At 69.2% G+C, this 17508-nt stretch carries 17 protein-coding genes and 2 pseudogenes; 6 read left to right on the top strand and 13 right to left on the bottom strand.

The genetic code is table 11. The annotated features are described in order from the left end of the window. Positions 1-230: 230 nt before the first annotated feature. From O3Q52_RS00175 to O3Q52_RS00150, 6 genes and pseudogenes are all read right to left on the bottom strand, one after another. Positions 231-1055, bottom strand: coding sequence for an enoyl-CoA hydratase/isomerase family protein (locus O3Q52_RS00175; protein ID WP_269646737.1), 825 nt, complete (start codon positions 1053-1055; stop codon positions 231-233). Continuing rightward, positions 986-1969, bottom strand: coding sequence for a hypothetical protein (locus tag O3Q52_RS00170; RefSeq protein WP_269646736.1), 984 nt, complete (start codon positions 1967-1969; stop codon positions 986-988). Before O3Q52_RS00170 ends, O3Q52_RS00175 begins: the two co-directional genes overlap by 70 nt. Next, complete coding sequence (locus tag O3Q52_RS00165; protein WP_269646735.1) at positions 1969-2970, bottom strand: DUF2889 domain-containing protein; 1002 nt, start codon at positions 2968-2970, stop codon at positions 1969-1971. Before O3Q52_RS00165 ends, O3Q52_RS00170 begins: the two co-directional genes overlap by 1 nt. A gap of 46 nt (positions 2971-3016) precedes the next feature. After that, a complete protein-coding gene (locus tag O3Q52_RS00160) occupies positions 3017-3481 on the bottom strand; it encodes an LLM class flavin-dependent oxidoreductase (RefSeq protein ID WP_269646734.1) in 465 nt (154 codons plus the stop codon). A 64-nt stretch (positions 3482-3545) separates the two neighbouring features. Next, positions 3546-4040: pseudogene (locus O3Q52_RS00155) on the bottom strand (LLM class flavin-dependent oxidoreductase); the annotation flags it as partial. A gap of 8 nt (positions 4041-4048) precedes the next feature. Further along, a complete protein-coding gene (locus O3Q52_RS00150; RefSeq protein WP_269646733.1) occupies positions 4049-4261 on the bottom strand; it encodes a hypothetical protein in 213 nt (70 codons plus the stop codon). A gap of 117 nt (positions 4262-4378) precedes the next feature. Between O3Q52_RS00150 and O3Q52_RS00145 the strand changes: the two genes are divergently transcribed. After that, positions 4379-4522: a hypothetical protein gene (locus tag O3Q52_RS00145; protein WP_269646732.1), complete on the top strand. Its 144-nt coding sequence runs from the start codon at positions 4379-4381 to the stop codon at positions 4520-4522. A gap of 401 nt (positions 4523-4923) precedes the next feature. After that, on the top strand, positions 4924-5838 hold the full coding sequence (locus O3Q52_RS00140) for a VOC family protein (protein WP_269646731.1): 915 nt from the start codon (positions 4924-4926) through the stop codon (positions 5836-5838). 1070 nt (positions 5839-6908) lie between these two features. On the opposite strand, the pseudogene O3Q52_RS00135 reads toward O3Q52_RS00140, so the two are convergent. Next, positions 6909-7721: pseudogene (locus tag O3Q52_RS00135) on the bottom strand (transposase family protein). 193 nt (positions 7722-7914) lie between these two features. Between O3Q52_RS00135 and O3Q52_RS00130 the strand changes: the two are divergent. Then, positions 7915-8274, top strand: coding sequence for a VOC family protein (locus tag O3Q52_RS00130; RefSeq protein ID WP_266586837.1), 360 nt, complete (start codon positions 7915-7917; stop codon positions 8272-8274). A gap of 137 nt (positions 8275-8411) precedes the next feature. Here the strand turns inward: O3Q52_RS00130 and O3Q52_RS00125 are convergent, their stop codons facing one another. Then, positions 8412-8870 carry a transposase family protein gene (locus tag O3Q52_RS00125; RefSeq protein ID WP_266586839.1) on the bottom strand — a complete coding sequence of 153 codons (459 nt, stop codon included), beginning with the start codon at positions 8868-8870 and terminating at the stop codon, positions 8412-8414. A 514-nt stretch (positions 8871-9384) separates the two neighbouring features. Here O3Q52_RS00125 and O3Q52_RS00120 point away from each other — a divergent pair. After that, entirely contained in the window at positions 9385-9651 is a 267-nt protein-coding gene (locus O3Q52_RS00120) for a hypothetical protein (RefSeq protein WP_266586841.1), read from the top strand. Here O3Q52_RS00120 and O3Q52_RS00115 read toward each other — a convergent pair. Genes O3Q52_RS00115 through O3Q52_RS00105 form a run of 3 tightly spaced genes read right to left on the bottom strand, consistent with a single transcriptional unit; the run spans position 9636 to position 12352 of the window. Further along, complete coding sequence (locus tag O3Q52_RS00115; RefSeq protein WP_269646730.1) at positions 9636-10487, bottom strand: 3-hydroxyacyl-CoA dehydrogenase family protein; 852 nt, start codon at positions 10485-10487, stop codon at positions 9636-9638. The genes O3Q52_RS00120 and O3Q52_RS00115 overlap by 16 nt on opposite strands. A gap of 25 nt (positions 10488-10512) precedes the next feature. After that, positions 10513-12036 carry a class I adenylate-forming enzyme family protein gene (locus O3Q52_RS00110; RefSeq protein WP_266586845.1) on the bottom strand — a complete coding sequence of 508 codons (1524 nt, stop codon included), beginning with the start codon at positions 12034-12036 and terminating at the stop codon, positions 10513-10515. A 16-nt stretch (positions 12037-12052) separates the two neighbouring features. After that, positions 12053-12352: a hypothetical protein gene (locus O3Q52_RS00105; protein WP_269646729.1), complete on the bottom strand. Its 300-nt coding sequence runs from the start codon at positions 12350-12352 to the stop codon at positions 12053-12055. Between the two features lie 448 nt (positions 12353-12800). On the opposite strand from O3Q52_RS00105, the gene O3Q52_RS00100 reads away from it, so the two are divergent. Further along, entirely contained in the window at positions 12801-13664 is an 864-nt protein-coding gene (locus O3Q52_RS00100; protein WP_269646728.1) for an alpha/beta fold hydrolase, read from the top strand. A 75-nt stretch (positions 13665-13739) separates the two neighbouring features. On the opposite strand, the gene O3Q52_RS00095 is transcribed toward O3Q52_RS00100, so the two are convergent. Continuing rightward, positions 13740-14507 (bottom strand): enoyl-CoA hydratase-related protein, encoded by a 768-nt coding sequence (locus O3Q52_RS00095; protein ID WP_266586850.1) that lies wholly within the window; start codon positions 14505-14507, stop codon positions 13740-13742. Positions 14508-15132: 625 nt separating this feature from the next. Here O3Q52_RS00095 and O3Q52_RS00090 point away from each other — a divergent pair. Next, positions 15133-15924, top strand: a complete 792-nt coding sequence (locus O3Q52_RS00090; RefSeq protein WP_269646727.1) for a TetR/AcrR family transcriptional regulator — start codon at positions 15133-15135, stop codon at positions 15922-15924. A 313-nt stretch (positions 15925-16237) separates the two neighbouring features. Here O3Q52_RS00090 and O3Q52_RS00085 read toward each other — a convergent pair whose 3' ends face one another. Beyond that, complete coding sequence (locus O3Q52_RS00085; protein WP_269646726.1) at positions 16238-17503, bottom strand: cytochrome P450; 1266 nt, start codon at positions 17501-17503, stop codon at positions 16238-16240. Positions 17504-17508 lie beyond the last annotated feature (5 nt).

The raw sequence follows: 17508 nt of genomic DNA, 5'->3' as shown, positions 1-17508 counted from the left end.
GGATCTCGACGCTGACCGACGGCAACGGGCGTCCGGCTGATGTCAGCCGGGCCCGGACCTCGACGTCGGGGCTGCTGAGAGCCTCGCGATCTCGACCGCGCCGACCCGGCGGTGCAGATGCGTTCCCACTGCGAGTCCTGCCATCGCGACGCTTCCTCTGTTGCGTAGTCGCGGAGCGCGGCACCGGCCCTTTCTATACGGTACTAATTACCGTACTGTTTACTGTATTTTCAGCGGCCCCGGAACACGGGTGCCCTGCGCTCCTCGAAGGCCCGCCCGGCCTCCTGGGCGTCCTCCCCGATGCCCAGGCCCAGGAGGGTCACCTCGTTCTTCCAGACCTGGTCGAACGACGAGTCATAGGCGTCGTTGATCTGGCCCTTGACGTGTCCCAGGCCGATCGTCGGTCCTGCGGCCAGTCGGTGGGCGAAGTCCGCCGCGGCGCTGAGCAGTTGGTCGTCCGGGACGCACCGGTTGGCGAGGCCCCACTGCTCCGCCTGCCGCCCGCTCACCGGCTCGCCGAGCAGGGCGATCTCCTTCGCGCGGACCGGGCTCAGTGAACGCGCGAGCAGATACGCGCCACCGGCCTCGACGGGCAGCCCGCGCGTCACGAACACCTCGCAGAAGCTCGCCGACTCGGCGGCTATGACCAGGTCGCAGGCGAGCGCGAAGTTGCAGCCGAAGCCGTAGGCCGCGCCGTTCACGGCGGCGACGAAGGGCTTCTCGTTCTCCCAGACGTCGCGGATCAGCCGCCACCAGCCGTACCGACGGCCGTCCTCGCGGGCGATGTTGGCCTGGGCGCCACGCCGCCTCTCGGGCCTGATCTCGATGTGGTCCGCCTCGCTGAGGTCGGCGCCCGAGCAGAAGGCCCGGCCCGTGCCGGTGACCACCGCCGCGCGGATGGAGGGGTCGTCGCGCACCTCCGCGATCGCGGCGATGAGCGCGCTACGCAGCGATTTGTGCACGGCATTGCGCAGGTGCGGGCGGTTCAGCGTGATCCAGGCGATGCCGTCCGCGACCTTGAACTCCAGTCCGGCCTCGGAGAATTCGTCGAGCATGGTGTACCGCCAATCCGGTAGTGGGTGCGATGGTTCAGAACTGGGACGGGACGAGGGTGCCGGCGGCGCTGAACAGGCCCCGGATGCCCTGGACGAGACTGGTACGCAAGCCCTCGACGGGTACGGCGGCATCCCCGCGCAACTGACGCACTGCCCTGGATGGCGAACATGCCGTACATGCCGGCGTGCGTGTACAGCAGTCCGCCGCCGTTGGTGTTCATCGGCAGGGAGCCGCCGGGGCGGGTGGCCCCGCTCTCGATGAAGACGACGGCCTCGCCCCGTCCGACGCATCCGAGGTCCTCCACCCCGTAGAGGTGGATGCGCGCGTAGGCGTCGTAGACCATGAATGGTCGACGTCGTCGGCGGTCAGCTCCGCCTCGCTCAGGACCGTGGCCGAGGCCTCCCGGAAACCGGACCGCGGCAACGTACAGCGTGAGCGAGAGCCCGGCTCCGAAGTCCTCGTCCAGCAACTGACCTTTCACATCGGTCAGTTCGCCCCGGAACTGCCTGCGCGTATGGTCCAGCACGGTGAGCGGACGCAGCTCGACGCCCTCCGCGCGGGGGTCCACGGCGAACAGCTGGACCCTCTCGCCCCGCACGGCCGTCACGAGCAGGACATCAGCGATGTGCGCGTCCAGCACATGCGTGTTCGCCCCGCTCAGCCGCCCTCCGGCGGCGTCGTCCGAGACGGTCGTCCGAGCGCCGTGCACGTCGTCCGACGCGAGCGTGGCGACGCAGGCGCCGCGGCCGCCGTGCTCCTCGCTCCACGCGGGGGCGGGCCACTTGCCGCCCGCCGTGGTGCGCTGCCAGGCGCAGCGTGCCTCCCAGGAGCCGGCATCGTCGCCCCACTTCTCGCGGAACCGCGGCACCTCCGCGTCCAGGAACGACCTGAGTTCTTGAAGCAGTTGCTCCATCAGTCTCCTCCTCCCGCGATACGGGCGCCGAGCGGTTCCACGAACCTGAGGAAGCGCAGGACGTCCGACAGGTGGGTGCAGCCGAGGGTGCCGGGCAGGCGTGCCTTGACCTCGCTGTCCGCGGCACGCAGGGACGTGCCCAGCAGGGCATGGACGTTGCCCGACGCGAGCGGGCACTCCGGGAACGGCAGGGCCCGCGGGGTCACGGTGATCGCCGAGAGCACGAGCGAGTCCCGGTCGGCCACGGCGTGCAGCTCGTACTCGTGCAGGGAGCCCTCGCGCCCGTCACGATCCACGTGGCTGTCCCTGAAGTACTCGTAGATAGCCAACTCCTGTCCTTGCGCGGTGACTTCGAGGATGCGGCGCCTGTGCATGGAGCTGGACCGTGAGGGGTGTTCGAGATGGAAGTCGGCGGGGTGGTCGAGCATCGCGGGGAAGTCGGGGGCCTCGGGCGTCCGGCTCAGGAGGTGGCCGCCGGCCTGTGACAGGCGGTGCGCGGTGCCGTCCGCGGCCCAGCCCGTGCAGACGCCGACCAGGGGCGTGGGCCGCGGACGGGGTGGTTCGCCCAGCTCCGCGATCCTGCCGTAGCCCGAGACCAGTCGCACCGTCGGCAGGTCGTCGAGGAGGGCTGCGTCGAGCGATTCGGGCGGCAGCCCCGCGTCCGCGAGCGCCCGGAGCCTGGCGCGGAAACCGCTGACGGCGGGGTGGCCGGTCACGGCTTCGAAGACGGATCGCGGAAGCGGCGCCGTCAGCCGGGAGAGCACGGACCCGTTGTCGAGTACGGCGCTCAGGCGCGCGGACGCCGTTTCCGTGAGGCGGCCGTGTCCATCCACGACGGCGTCGCGCGCGGCAGCCCGCACGAGGAGGTCGTGGTCCCAGGTCGGATGTGGGGTCACCTGGAGGTCGGACGTGCGCCGCGCCGACGACGGCCGACGTGCGGGCAGCCGCGCGGCGACCCCGAGCAGGGCGGGCGGCGTACTGCCCGCGGTCAGCTGCACCATGGATTCATCACCTTCTGTATGGAACTTCCAGTACGGCTGCGGCCGTTCACATCAGACGGCGCAGGATCTCGACCGTTTCGGCCGGTCCGGCGCCGCCGATCACCGTGATGTCGAGCGTGCTGACTCCCGACTCGGCGAAGGCCGCCAGCCGCTCGGCGATCCAGGACTCGGGGCCGACGAGGTTGCCGAGGGACAGCCACTCAGCGGGCACGGCGGCAGCGGCCTCGGCGCGTCGCCCGGCCAGGAAGTGGTCCTGGATCTCGGCGGCCTCGCGCTCCCAGCCCATGCGGCGGGCCAGTGCGTTGTAGTAGTTCGACTGCCGTGAGCCCATTCCGCCCGCGTACAGCGCGATCCGGGAGCGGGCGGGGGCCAGGAGCCGGTCGGCGTCGAGGCCCTCGCCGACGGCCACGTCGACGTGTGCCACCACGTCCAGTGCACCGAGTACGGGATCCCTGCGTTTGGCACCGTCCCTCAGCGCGTCGCCGAAGGCCCGGTCGGCGCGCGCGGGCACGAATGAAGAAGGGCAGCCAGCCGTCGGCCGTCTCGGCGGCCGCGGTGACCGACCGGTCGCCGAGCGCCGCCCAGTACACCGGGACCGCGGGACCGACCGGCTGGTTGACGATCTTCAGCGGTCTGCCGCGCTCGGTCAGCAGGACGGTGACGGTGCGGCCCTCATAGCGCAGAGGCTCGCGCCGCCACACCATGCGGCAGACGTCGATGGTCTCGCGGATCCGGGTGACCGGCCGGTCGTAGCCGACCCCGTGGAAGCCCTCGACGACCTGCGGTCCGGACGAGCCGAGGCCGAGCGAGAACCGCCCCCCGCTGAGCTGGTCGCAGCCCGCGGCCGTCATCGCGAGCAGGGCGGGGCTGCGGCTGAACACGTTGAGAATCGCCGTACCGAGCCGGATACCCCCAGTGTGCGCGGCGAGGAACCCGATCGCGGACACGGCGTCGAAACTGTAACCCTCCTGGATCCACAGGCCGTCGACGCCCGCTGACTCCAGCGCGCGGATCTCGGGCAGCAGGGCTACGACGTCCTGTGTGTAGTCCAGGGTCACCGACAGGTCCATGGTGCGGCTCATTTCTCCGACAACTCCTCTCTGAGGACGACGACCTCCGGGTCCGGCAGGGTCTCCTCCACCGGACTGACGAGCACGAGGAACCGCAGGATCAGCAGGGTCACCAGAGAGCACATGGCAGCCGCCGCGAAAGCGGACCGGTAGCCGCCGACAGCGGCGGCGATGCCTCCGACGAACTGCCCGCCGGATCCGGTCGCGATGTCGAAGACCATCGTGAACGTGAAGGGGCGCGCGGACGTTCGTCGTCGGAGACACGGTTGAGCGTCAGGGCCGGCAGCCCCGGGCACTGGAACGCGATACCGATGCCCAGCGGCACGAGGCTCACGCAGATGCCCCAGACCGCCGCAGTGGCGGCGGAACCGGTGACGCCGAGGCAGATCAGCACCGTCGCCGTCCATCCGGTCCTGGCCGGTCCCATACGGTCCGGGACGTTGCCGCCGCCGATGCACACCAGGAGGACGACCACCGCGTAGAAACAGGAAGAGTCGCTGCGTGCCCGACGCGCGCAGGTCGTCGACGAACAGGGTGCGCCGGGGCACGAACGGGCGGATGGCGATTGATGCCATGGCCATGACGCCTCCGACAATCCCGACGGCGAGATCCGTGCCGTGCGGTCGGTCCATTCCGCGAGCGAAGAAGAAGCACAGCACCGCAAGAAAGCCTGATGAGGCTTCCCCGGAGCAGCCTGGGTGGCGTCGCCTCCATCGCTGTCCTGTCACCACGCTTCATTCGAGCTCGCGCTGGCTGTCCGCATCCTTGCAGGACAACATACCGTAAGCAATACGGTATGGTAATTGATTGATGATGACAGCCGCCGTGCGTCACATCAACGCCCTATGTCAGCAACCGATCCCAGCGCTTCAAGGAGAGGCCGATGAACGCTGCACCGATCGTGGGAACTCCGGTGGTACGCCCCGGGCACTTCCATCGACTGGGCATCGCATGCGAGCCCCGCCAGCACATGGACGCGTGGCTGCGCCGCGTGCTCGGGGCCCGGCCGCTCCAGGTACGGACGCGTCAGGTGCACGGCCTCCCGATAGGCACCCAGGACGGCAACCACTGGCAGGAGTCGGGTGTCGACATCCAGCTCCTGCGGCTCGGCCAGGACCCCGTCGCGCTGTTCACGGCGACGGCCGCCTCGGGGCCGCTGGGGCGCTACGTAGCGCGCTACGGTCCCGGGCTGCACTCGGTCGCCTGGACGATCGACGACCTGTGGGCGGCGGAGACGCTGCTGCGGCGCAGGAACGTACGGATCACCGGGGCCGATGTGCCGGGGCGGCATTTCTTCATGCATCCGGCGGACACATCGGGGCTGTTGGTCGAGTGGACGGACAGCGAGTTCGTCGACGACTCACGCGGCGGCGAGCCGACGGTCGACGGCCGGCCGGGACTCGTCGACGTACGGGGTGTCGCCTGGCTGACGGTGACCGTGCGCGACGCCCGAAAGAGCGCGGAGCTGCTCGCCTCGCTCATGGAGATGGCACCGGCTCCGGGACACCCGGTCGGGCAACACGAGGACTCCGTCGATCTACGCGTCGGCGGCGTGACGGTACGCCTCGTGTCACCCCTCAGCGGCCGCAGTCGGTACGCCGAGGCCCTGGAGCGGCACGGCGAGCGGCTGCACGGCGTGTGCCTCGTGGTGGACGAACTCGACACCGCACTGGGACAGTTGGAGGACGAGGGCGTGACGGTCGTCGAGCGTGCGGGGCCTCAGGCGTGGACGGATCCCGCGAGCACGCTCGGCCTGCCGCTGGAGTGGATCGACCGGCGGGCCCTGCCGGCCGGATGAGCGCGCTACCCGTGTGGAGCCTGATCTCGTCCACCGGGCCCCACTCCAGGGCGCGTCGGGCACGGTCCAGGAACGCGGTGCGGCACCGCCCGGCCCGGCCACGAGCCGGACCGTGCCGCCCGCGCCGGGGATCAGCCCCATCGCGATCTCGGGCAGCCGGACGCGGATGTCGGGATCGGCCGGGACCAGGGAGGCGAAGGACGGCACTGCGATCCCCGCGCCGATGAACGTCCGGACAACCGGGCCAGGAGTGCGGCGGTGCTTCCGGCGGTACTCATCGCATGCGAGCGGACCGGGTCGGGCCCGGTGTCGGACTCGGCCAGGTCGCCTCCGCTGCAGAAGTCCCCGCCCGCTGCCGCCCGGGCCCCAAACCACGAGAGGGTCTATGAGTAATGATGGACACCACAGCCGGAGATACCCCTGCTCCGGAACCGAGCGATGACACTGAAAAGCACTATGGGCACATTCCCGATCGGAAGGCCTGGGATATCGCTCTGGGCGGCGACGTCAGCACCGATCTCGACTTTCAGGTGTTCACAGGTGGGCGCGCACCCGAGGCTAGGAGGGTCGAGGCCCTTGTCCGAACGCCGGAAGTGGGTCTGTACCGGGCGCGCTACCGGGCGGGAGGCGGCGAGAACGGGTTGCACTCTCACCCCGGCGACTCAATCTGGCTGGTACTGGCGGGCTCTGTGCAGTTCTACGCCGAAAAGTCCAGGCTAGTCGCCGACCTCGGACCGGGGGGCGGCGTCATGATTCCTTCAGGCGCGACTTACCGATTCCAATGCACCCTGGATAGCGAAGTCGTCCGGTTCGCGGGCCCGCCACCGCCGCCAAGAGCACAAGCTTAGAGCGTTCTTCATCCGCGAAGCAGACTCGAAGGCCGAGGATCGGGGCGATCAGAGCTGACGAGCCTTCAACGCAACATCCGCTCACTTTGCGAATCTCTTCTTGCTGATGAGTTGTTGTGGAACGGTGTTGGTGTCGGCGCCAGTGGGTTGTCGGTGCACCTTGGTTCCCGTCGGCTCATTGAACCCTTCTCGGTAACGTCTCGTGACGGTTCGTGATCTTCGTCAGGCGGTGCGGCCGTGTTCCAGCTGGAGCAGGACGAGGGCGGCTCGGGCGATCCGGGTGATGCCGCTGGGGTCGAGGCTGGCCCGGCGCAGGGCCTTGAAGGTGACCTTGAGCAGGGCGTTGGCCCGCTCGGCGACCGCATGGACGCCTCGGATGACCGAGTTGAATGCCTGCTGCTCGTCGTCGAGTTCGCTGCCGTTGGGCCTCTTGACCGGGTGGCGGAAGCCGTCGCCGGCGTTCTCGTAGCCGAGGTCTGTCAGGGTGGGAATGTCCAGGGTGGAGGCGAGCCGGTTGAGGGCGTCGACCAGGCCGTGGGTGCGGGCGCAGGTGGTGTCATGCTCGCGGCCGGGGCGGACCGGGGAGACCCAGATCGGCCAGCCGTCGGGGGCGGAGACAACCTGGACGTTGCCGCCGTGGTGCTTGTGCTTCCCGGACCACCAGAGGTCGGCGCCTTTGGGGCCGGGGGCGGCGGCGCGGTCAGTACGGGTGACGGTGCCGTCCAGGTTGAGATGGGTGTAGCCGGCGGCCGCCGCCCGTTCCAGCGCGGTGCACAGATCCGGGGCGTGGTCGGCGAGCACGGTCAGCCCTTCGTGCACGTAGCGGTACGCGGTGGGCACCGAGACCCCGTTGTCCCGGGCGAGTTGGGCCAGCCGGGTCCCATCGACGAACCACCGCAGCACCAGGACACCCTGCTAGACGCCCAGAGCGCGGGTCCCCCTGCGGGTGCCGAGCCGTTCCCGGTGCTTGCGCAAGAGCTGGGCGAGAGTCTCGGCGGTCTCCCTGCCGACGTCGAGTGTTGCGGTGTAGGTGATACTGGTCAACGCGTGAAGCCTCTGGGTTCCGGAACGTGATCTTCGCAGACCTGTTCCTACCAGGGGCTTCTCGCGTATCTGATGCCGGGTCAGGCCCGTCTGATGGCCCTGGTCAGCCAGGAAGATCGCGGATCTGTCGGACGGGCGGCGTGGCCAATACTCTGAGCCCCATCCGCACTACCTGGGGAGAGTCATGACAAGTAGGTTCACCGAGTTGGCCGTTGACTGCCACGATCCGGAGAGGCTCGCGGCCTTCTGGTGCGAGGTCCTGGACTTCAAGGTGATCGACCGGAGCGAGGGCAAGGTCGAGATCGGCTCCTGGATGCCGACCATCGAGGATGTTCGGGCCCGCCAGATGCCGCCCACCCTGCTGTTCATCCAGGTACCTGAGGGCAAGACCGTGAAGAACCGGCTTCACCTCGACGTCAGCCCGATCGACGGCAGCACCGAGGATGAGGTGACCAGATTGCTCGGCCTCGGCGCCACCAAGACGGATGTGGGCCAGGGGTCAGACCGAAACTGGGTGGTCATGGCCGATCCCGAGGGCAACTAGTTCGACGTCGTACGCACCCTGGCACCGCAGAACTAGGCCGCGAGCGGACACCCGCACCCCGTCACACACCGCAACCGTCACGTTGCCGAGAAGACCTCATTGAGCCTTTCCCAGTAACAGATCATGACGTTGTGCGATCAGGTGGTGAGGTTGTGCTCGAGTTGGAGCAGGACGAGAGCTGCGGCGGCGATCTGTGTGATGCGGCTGGGGTCGAGGCTGACCATGCGCAGGGCCTTGAAGGTCGTCTTGAGCAGGGAGTTGGCACGCTCACAGACGCCGTGGATGCCGCAGATGACCGTGTTGTACGCCTGTTGCTCTGCGGTCAGCGCGCTCTGGCGGGTTTCTTGACGGGGTGAGGGAAACTGCCGCCGGTGTTTTCGTAGCCGAGGTCGACCAGGGTCGGCATGTCCAGCTCGGCCGGCCGTCCAGGGTGGAGATGACCTGTGCGTTTCCACCATGGTGCTGCGTTTTCCGGACCCCCAGAGGTCTGCGCCGTTGGGGCCCGGAGCGGCGGCGTGGTCGGTGCGGATGACAGTTCCGTCGAGGTTCACATGCGTCAGCCCGGCCGCCTTCGCCAACGCCGCGACACCCACCACGCCCCCGAACATGGGAACGGGTCACGGACGGTCCGCAGCCGTCACGTTGAGTCGAACACGGGCGTGTCGGGCGATGGTGTACTCGTCGAATCCCGCACACCGCCGCAGCAGGCGCAGCAGGCGCGGGCGGTCTTCGACATCGAGGTCGGGATGGTCGACGGCATGCCGGACGGCCGCATAGAGGAGCCGTTGCCGTTTGCCGAGAATCCGGCCCCAGTCGGCACTTGTGTAGTTCAGCTCCCAAGCGACGCTGGGTCTGAAGTCGGCGTGGTAGAGCTCGCGGCCCCAGCGCAGAAACGAACTCCGCGCGCGGTTCCCGGTTCACCGGTGCGGGCGTGCTTCGCACGAACAGCCAGAATTCGTTCAGCCGGCCGTCCGCGAGCAGAACACGTTGCCGCCCGGCTGCGCGGCGGCTCCCGCCGGACTGCTGCGGGCGATGGTTCGCGGAAGACCCAGGGTCTTCATGGGGCGCCTGTAGGCGCAGGCCGCGCTGCACCTGGTGCACCGCCACGGGGTGACGTCGGCGGAGGGGACGGCCTTCCACCTTGCCGGGCTGCTCAACGGGGCCGAACGCACCGGCTTGGGCACAGGCCCTCTCACCGACTACCTCGTGCGTGACGAGACCCCACCGTCCGCGCTCGTCGAGTGGGCCGCCCGTGCTGCCGGCACCGATCCGTGCCTGACCAGGCCGGCCGGGCAGGAACCCGTGCTCACCGAGCCACCCCGCGGGCCGGGGAAGACCGGCCGGACGGCCCTCGTCAGCCGTCAGTCGTACGTGTAGAAACCGCGCTTGGTCTTCCGGCCCAGCCAACCCATCCGTACGTACTGCTTGAGCAGCGGCGGGGGCCAGTATTTGGGATCGCGGTACTCCTCGTACATGCGCTCGGCCATGTCCTGGACGATGTCCAGGCCGATCAGGTCGCTGAGCCTGAAGGGTCCCATCGGGTGGTTGAAGCCGAGCCTGAGGACCGAGTCGATGTCCTCCATCGAGGCCACGCCGCGCTCGAAGGCGCGGATGGCGTCCAGGAGGAACGGCACGACGAGCAGGTTGCCGATGAAGCCGGGCACGTCCTTGATGATGACCGGGGACTTTCCGAGGGCCTTCGACAGATCGACGGCGGCCCGGACGGTCTCCTCGCTCGTCGCCGGGGTGCGGATGACCTCCACCAGGTCCATGAGGGGGACCGGGTTGAAGAAGTGCAGGCCGACGACCCGCTCGGGGGCGCACGTCTCGGCCGCCATGATCACGAGCGGGATCGTCGAGGTGTTCGAGGCGAGGACCGCGGTGGCAGAGGCGTGGCGCTCGAAGTCGCGGAAGAGCTCACGCTTGAGGTCGACGTCCTCGAACGCCGCGTCGATCACGATGTCGGCTCCGGCGATGTCCGCCCGGTCCGTGGAGGTGCGCAGGCGGGCCAGTGCCTGGGCTGCCTGTTCCCCGGTGAACTTCCCCTTCTCGACGAACTTCGCCAGCCCGGCGGCGACCCGTGCCCGACCTGCCACTACGGCCTGCTCGTCCCGCTCGACGCCGACCACGTCGAAGCCGAGGGAAACGGCCGTCTGCGCGATACCGGCCCCCATGGTGCCGAGGCCGACTATCGCGAGTGTCTTGAACTCCACGCGCACTCCTTGTCTTCGGGTGCTGCTAGAGCACGGGTGTCCTGGTGGACTCGGAGGCCCCGGTGTCCTTGTCGATGTCCGCGACCAGCTTGCGGCGCAGTACCTTGCCCGTCGGCGTGGTCGGGAGTTCCGGCAGGAAGACGATGTCGTCGGGGGTCTTCGAGCTGCGCAGTCGGCCGCGGACGAACTCGCGCAGGACGTCGGCGTCCGGCCGCACGCCGGGCTGGACGACGACGAACGCGCCGATGCGCTGCCCCCATTCGTCGTCCGGGATGCCGGCCACGGCCACGTCCGCCACCCATTCGTGCTCGGTGAGCACGCTCTCGATCTCCGATGGGGCGATGTTCTCGCCGCCGCGGATGATGGTGTCGTCGGACCGGCCCTCGACGAAGATGAAGCCGTCCTCGTCGATATGGCCGCGGTCACGGGTGGGGAACCAGCCGGCGCTGTCCAGCCGACTGCCGGCCTCCAGGTATTCACCGGCGACCTGCGGGCCGCGTACGACGATGTCTCCCACCACGCCGGGAGGGCACGGCAGCCCGTCCGGGGCATGGACCTCGATCTCCACGCTGGGCAGCGCACGGCCCACCGACCCCAGTCTCGCGCGCACGGCGGGATCGTCGCTCGCGGCGGCCGTACGGTGGTCGTCCGGTCCCAGCACCGCGATGGAGGAGGCGGTCTCGGTGAGGCCGTAGGCGTTGACGAAACCGGTGCCGGGAAAGAGCCGCAGCGCCTCCACGAGCACGGGTACGGCGATCTTCGCGCCGCCGTACGACATCGACCGCAGCGTCGAAGGGCCCCGCACGCCGGAGTGGACGAGTTCGCTGACGATGCGCACGAGCATCGTCGGCACCACCATCGCGTGCGTGACGGCCTGGGTCCGGACGCGATGCAGCCAGTCGGCGGCGCTGAAGTGGTCGAGATACACGATCCGGCGACCGGCGTACAGGTTGGAGAGCAGGTTCGCGACGGCGGCGATGTGGTAGGGCGGCACGCTGACGATGGTCGCGTCGCTCTGCTCGGCCGACGCGAACTCGACGGAGCCGAAGATGTAGGACGTCAGGTGCCGGTGCCGCAGTACCGCGCTCTTCGGGGCGGCGGTCGTCCCGCTCGTCATCAGCAGCACGGCGATCGAGTCGGGGTCCGGGTCGGCGGGCTCGGTTTCGTGATCGGCGGCAACGGCCGTCGGTCCGGCGAACTCCTCCAGCGTCACGGCCGCCATGCCCCGGACCCGCTCGGGTGAGTCGGTTATCACGAGCGGCCTGGCCTGGCGGCCGAGGACGTCGTCCAGCTGCTCGTCGCTCAGCCGGTAGTTGACCGGCAGGAACGGCACGCCGGCGGAGGCCGCGGCGAACAGGGCGACCGGAAACGCGGGACCGTTGCCGCCGAGGTAGACGACGGTGCCGGCATCGGCGGCCCGGACGAGATCCGCGCCCGAGCGCGCCCGTCGGGCGAGTTCGCGGGCGGTGAGGCCGTCCGTGCGGTCACCGATGAGGATCCGGTCGGGCATCCCCTCGACCACCATGTCGAGGAGCATCGTGAGGTTCATCGCGGGTGCGGTCCGTTCAGTCGGACGCCGGCAGCGCCTTGGCTGCCTTCTGCGTGAGTTGGCTGTCGCCGAAGGTCAAAGGGCCGATTCCGGCCTTGGTGCACAGCACCTCGATGCCGCTGGCGTCGTCCGTGTACCGCTTGCCGAGCTGGATCGGTGGGCCGTCGCTCACCTGTGGGGCGGGGGGATCGGGGGCCGTCGTGCGCATCTCCGCGCCGGCGCACATCAATACCGCGGGGCTGGCGGAACCCTTGACGACGATGACTTCGCACGTCGAGTTCTGTCCGCGCAGCCGGTTGCCGACCTGCAAACTCATATCGTCCTCCTCGGCGACGGGCATTGCTTGGGCACTGCTGATGCCGTCCGTCCCGCAGAGCGGCCGGGGCCGTCTGGAAGGGATGCCGCATCACCCATACCGTAAGGTATATAGTACAGGGGTCAATAGGTGCGAGGGGTGCGACGGTCGGATCGCGCGCCGGGCCGACTACTGGGACACGAGTCTGCCGGGGAGATGATCCAGGGCGAGGACGTCTCGCCCCTGGTTCCCGCCGCGTACTGAAGTCGCACACGTACGGCAGGTGCCGGCGGAGCCTCCGCGGGAGGCGGGACCGGTGCCGGCGTCAGGAAGATCCCCGTGCAAGCAGGCTTGTCGGCTGCGCGACCGCGCAACTCCTCACTGCACGCTGCGCCGAGAGGTGCCGCGTGCGCTGACCGGCGACGTGCGGGCGGAGGAAGTGACCCGAGAGATGGGAGGGTGCAACCGCATGACCTGGACCGAGCCACTCATCAGGCGGATCCCCGCCGCCGGCGTGGAACTGGCCGCCGAGGAATATCCGGTGGACGCGCCGAAGGGCACCGCGCTGTTCCTGCACGGCGGGGGCCAGACCCGCCATTCGTGGAAGGGCGCGGCCCTGACGCTTGCCAGGAGCGGCTGGCGCACCTTCTCGCTCGACACCCGCGGTCACGGCGACAGTGGGTGGGCGCCGGACGGGGACTACTCGATGGACGTCCTCGTGGCCGATCTCGTCGCCGTGGCAGCCCGGGTCGGTGAGGGCGATCCGCGTCCTCCCGCGCTGATCGGCGCGTCGATGGGCGGCCTGACCTCGCTGCTGGCCGTCGGGGAAGGGCTGGTGGACGCCCGCGCGCTCGTGCTCGTCGATGTCGCCCCTCGCATGGCACGGGACGGCGCCGAACGGGTCTCCGGGTTCATGCGCCGCCACGTCGACGGCTTCGCCACCCTGGAGGACGTCGCCGCCGCGGTGTCCGAGTACAACCCGCAGCGTCGGCGTCCGAGAAGTCCGGACGGGTTGCGCAAGAACGTGCGCCTGGCCGAAGACGGCCGCTGGTACTGGCACTGGGACCCGGCGCTGGTGCGGCGGGACGCCGACGGGCCCAGGCGGCAGCCCGACCCGGAGCGGCTGCGCGAGGCGGCCCGCGCCATCGGCGTTCCCACCCTCCTGGTCCGCGGTGCCCAGTCGGACGTGCTCAGTGAGGAGGGGGTGCGCGGGCTCCTGTCGCTCGTGTCCGGCTCGCGCGCGGTCGACGTCGCCGGCACCGGCCATATGGTGGCCGGCGACGACAACGACGCGTTCATCGACCAGGTAGGGCGATTCCTCGGCACCGTGTGACCGCGCAGACCCAACGGGTCCTGGGCCTCCGTGACCCGTCCGGTCCTGCGGTGGGTCACCCCCGCCGGGGGTGACTCACCGGCCCTTCCACTGCGGTGCGCGCTTCTCCGCGAAGGCGCGAGCCCCTTCGAGCGCGTCCTCGCTCTTGAACACCTTGGAGTTTTCGGCTTCCTGCGCCGCGCGCGCCGCGGCGACGCCTTCGGTGAGCGTCACGCGCATGAGCTTCTTCGTCGCGAGGACGCCGAGCGGGCCGTTCTCGCCGATACGGCGGGCGAACTCCAACGCGGCGCCGACCACGTCTCCGGCTGGAACGACACAGTTGACCAGCCCCAGCGCACACGCGCGCTCGGCGTCGATCAGATCTCCGGTCAGCCCGAGTTCGAGAGCGATCGCGAGGGGGATGCGGCCGGGCAGCGTGGTTCCGCCGCCGGCGGCGAACAGGCCGCGCTTGACCTCCGGGATGCCGAACCTGGCCTTGTCGGAGGCGACGACGATGTCGCAGTTGAGCAGGAGCTCGAACCCTCCGGCGACGGCGGTGGCGTTGGCGGCACCGATGACGGGCTTGGGGTACTCGCCTCGGCTGAACATCGTGAAATGCGTGTTGTCGGACTCCGGCCCGGAGGAATCGGAACCGGAGGCGAACGCTTTGAGGTCCATGCCGGCGCAGAACGCCCGGTCGCCGGCACCGGTCAGCACCACCGCGCGTACCGCGTCGTCGTCCAGGCAGTCACGCAGCGCCCGCGAGAGTTCGGCGATCAGGCCGGGGCTGAGGGCGTTGCGCTGGTCGGGGCGGTTGAGTGTGATGACCTCGGCAGAGCCTTCACGACGTCGGAGCAGATCCATCTCGACCGCCTTTTGGTGGGTGTTTCGCTGAAGGGTGTCCGGCCCGGCGGCCCGACCGTCTTCCGCCGGTGGTGTGGCGCCGGCATACAGTCGGTTGCGGGACTGCGGCGGCCAGGCGCGTGCTCTACCGGTATTCTATCCGGTAAAGGTTCCGGGAATGATTTCGGTAAGCTACCACCGGCTGATCGGAGGGACAACGGCGCGGTGCAGCTGTCGGAGGGGCCGTGACGCGGGGCCGACACCATCGTGGTGCTGCTCGAGATCGTCGGTCGGGCGCGGGTCAGGCTGATGCTGTTCGTTCCCCGGGCGGAAGGCCGGTGCCGAGGCGGTGCGGTGACGGCTGCTCACAGGAATCGCCGACGACTCGTCGAGCGTCCGCCGCGTGGCGGAACGGATCGCGGGTGAGGTGCCCGTTCCGACCCGGTTCACCAGAACCGCGCTGAGAACCAGCAGGCGGCGACGTGGTCCGGGGCGGTCGACCAGCCGTCGCGGCAGCGTTACGGTAATCCCTTACCGTATGCCATGCCGGGAGGCATTGGCTGGTACCGTGTCAGTCAGTTCGGAGCGCGGGCTCGGCCTACGCTCGGGCCGGGCCGGTGGGGTGGTGACAAGGAGGAGAAGCAGCGTGACCAAGGCCGATTCCGCCGGGACGCGTAAGCGTCGTCAGCGTAACTCGATCAACGCCGAGGAGATCCTCGGGGGTGCCTTCGAGGTCGCGCGGGGCACCTCGCTCGACCAGCTGAGCATGCCGATCCTCGCCGAGCATCTGGGTGTCGGCGTCACCAGCATCTACTGGTACTTCCGGAAGAAGGAAGAGCTGCTCAATGCGATGACGGACATCGCCGTCGACAAGTACCTGCGGCTGATGCCGGAGGTCCGGGCGGATGACACCTGGCAGAACATGCTGTCCTCGCACTTCCGCGTGCAGCGCGAGATCCACCGCGAGGATGCGGTCCTCTCCGATCTGCTGTTGATCCGCACCTCCACATACAGTCGTGAGGCGACCCGCCGCATCATGGAACTGCTCGAGTCCGTGGTGGCGAAGCTGGTCGCGGACGGTTTCACGCCCGACAACGCGATGATGGTGTGCAACGCCATCGGTGTGTACACCCGCGGTTCGATCATCCACGAGCGCATCCTTCGGCTGGCCAACGCGCCGATGACCGACCCCGCCCGCCAGCGTCGCATCACGGACTGGTTCCACTTTCCCGTCCTGGACGGCTTGATCGACCGCCATCCGATCTCCGGGACGAGCGACGAGGACTTCGAGTTCGGCGTTGCGCGCCTGATGTGCGGGTTCGAGGTACTCCACAGCGAGCAGAGCCAGGGGCCTCGCAGGACGTCACGCGGATCGACGGCCGCGCGGAGCACGACGACCGCCCGTAAGGCCCCTGCTCGCAAAAAAGCCGGATCCTGACGGCTTCCGGGGATCGCTGCGACACCGGGCCGGTTCGGCCGTGTCGAGGCCGGTTCCCGCAGGGCTCGGCCGACAGTCTCCCAGGCGCATCAGGCCCTTCGCGTCCTCGTGGGATGCATGTCGCCAAGGGCTGGGCCGGAGCCTTGGGCGCCGTGTCGGCCGGGCAGGTTCAGAGCCGCTCGCCGGGCGCGGTCACCAGCGTGGTGCGACGCCCGGCGGCGACGAGCCTGCCGCCGGGCCCCAGTGTGCTCGTGACGCAACCGGGCCCTGCCTGGACGGGAACCGGGACCCTCGCGGTTCGGCTCGCCGGCCGCTACCTGCGGACGGCGGCAGGGTCCCACCGCAGGGGGAGGCTGTTCAGCCCCAGCAGCATGCTGCGCGATTCGTCGAACGAGATGTCCGGATCGATCTCGTACACCGGAATGCGCTTGTGCCACTCCTCGTAGGCGATCACCAGCTCCTGTCGCGCGAGGTGAGACCCGAGGCACCGGTGGGGCCCCGCACCGAACGCCAGATGCGAGATGTCGGTGCGGTCGAAGTCGACCGTCGTGGCGTCCGGGAAGTGCTGCTCGTCGCGGTTCCCGGACGGCAGGCTGAGGATGAACCGCTGGCCCTTCTTCACCGGGCAGCCGTCCACTTCGGTGTCGGTCATCGCCGTCCGCACGATGTTCACGACCGAGTAGACGCGGAGGAACTCCTCGATCGCGTTGGGAATCACCGACGGGTCGGCCGCGATCCGCTCCCGGTCGGCCGGATGGCTCGCCAGATGGTGGAAGCCGTAGCCGAGCGAGGCGGTGACGGTGTCCAGACCGGCCTGGAACAGCAGGAGATAGAAGGAGAGCAGCTCCTGGTGCGGGATCGGCTCACCGTCGATCTGCCAGTCCATGGCGCGCGAGATGAGGTCGGAGCCGCGCTCCTCGGCCGGCGTCTTCCTGCGCTCCTCCAGGATCTGCGACAGGTATGCGGTGACCTCGGTCTGGGCCCGGACCGAGGTCCGGTACGCTTCGGCCCGATCCGTCGACTCCGGGTGCAGGATGTCGGTCTCCCACGCGATGAACTTGTCCAGTTCTTCGACCGGCAGGCCGATGATGTGCTCAAGGAAGATGCTGGTCGGGAACCTGAGCGCGAATTCCTTGGCGAAATCGCAGTGACCGCGGTCGATGAACCCGTCGATGATTTCGTTGACGCGCGCGCGGAGGGAGCCTTCCAGGCCGGCGACGGTGCCGGGTGAGAAGGACGAGGCGAGCAGCCTTCGCCACTTCACGTGGACCGGGCCGTCGATCTGATGCGGCACGAGGGTGAATGCCGCCTCCTTGCCGGTCACCGGATCGTAGAACTTGCTGTGGAACACGTCGGCGCGCTGGGCGACCTCCTGCACCAGGTCGTAGGTGGTGTAGATGATCTGGCCGGTGCCGAGCGTGTGTGCCGGTCCGGCGTCCCGCAGGGAGTCCAGTTCCGCGTAACCGGCGAGCGGTTCGCGCCTGCCGCCCTGCATCACCAGGTCACTGTGGGGGCATCGCTGTGCGATCAGCGCATCCCGCTCATCCGCATCGCTCTTGGTCTGCTCCGTCTGCGCCATGTCGC

Origin of the sequence: Streptomyces sp. ActVer, from assembly GCF_027270795.1 — a bacterium.
Lineage (GTDB): Bacteria > Actinomycetota > Actinomycetes > Streptomycetales > Streptomycetaceae > Streptomyces > Streptomyces umbrinus_A.
Note: the sequence above shows the minus strand (reverse complement) of the source record. Positions and strands in the feature narration are given on the sequence as shown.

Bases quoted from the DNA above. Each gene is read 5' to 3' on its own strand.
- O3Q52_RS00175 (WP_269646737.1), bottom strand. From the start codon at position 1,055: ATGCTCGACGAATTCTCCGAGGCCGGACTGGAGTTCAAGGTCGCGGAC.
- O3Q52_RS00170 (WP_269646736.1), bottom strand. From the start codon at position 1,969: ATGGAGCAACTGCTTCAAGAACTCAGGTCGTTCCTGGACGCGGAGGTG.
- O3Q52_RS00165 (WP_269646735.1), bottom strand. From the start codon at position 2,970: ATGGTGCAGCTGACCGCGGGCAGTACGCCGCCCGCCCTGCTCGGGGTC.
- O3Q52_RS00150 (WP_269646733.1), bottom strand. From the start codon at position 4,261: ATGGTCTTCGACATCGCGACCGGATCCGGCGGGCAGTTCGTCGGAGGC.
- O3Q52_RS00145 (WP_269646732.1), top strand. From the start codon at position 4,379: ATGCCCCAGACCGCCGCAGTGGCGGCGGAACCGGTGACGCCGAGGCAG.
- O3Q52_RS00140 (WP_269646731.1), top strand. From the start codon at position 4,924: ATGAACGCTGCACCGATCGTGGGAACTCCGGTGGTACGCCCCGGGCAC.
- O3Q52_RS00130 (WP_266586837.1), top strand. From the start codon at position 7,915: ATGACAAGTAGGTTCACCGAGTTGGCCGTTGACTGCCACGATCCGGAG.
- O3Q52_RS00110 (WP_266586845.1), bottom strand. From the start codon at position 12,036: ATGAACCTCACGATGCTCCTCGACATGGTGGTCGAGGGGATGCCCGAC.
- O3Q52_RS00105 (WP_269646729.1), bottom strand. From the start codon at position 12,352: ATGAGTTTGCAGGTCGGCAACCGGCTGCGCGGACAGAACTCGACGTGC.
- O3Q52_RS00100 (WP_269646728.1), top strand. From the start codon at position 12,801: ATGACCTGGACCGAGCCACTCATCAGGCGGATCCCCGCCGCCGGCGTG.
- O3Q52_RS00095 (WP_266586850.1), bottom strand. From the start codon at position 14,507: ATGGATCTGCTCCGACGTCGTGAAGGCTCTGCCGAGGTCATCACACTC.
- O3Q52_RS00085 (WP_269646726.1), bottom strand. From the start codon at position 17,503: ATGGCGCAGACGGAGCAGACCAAGAGCGATGCGGATGAGCGGGATGCG.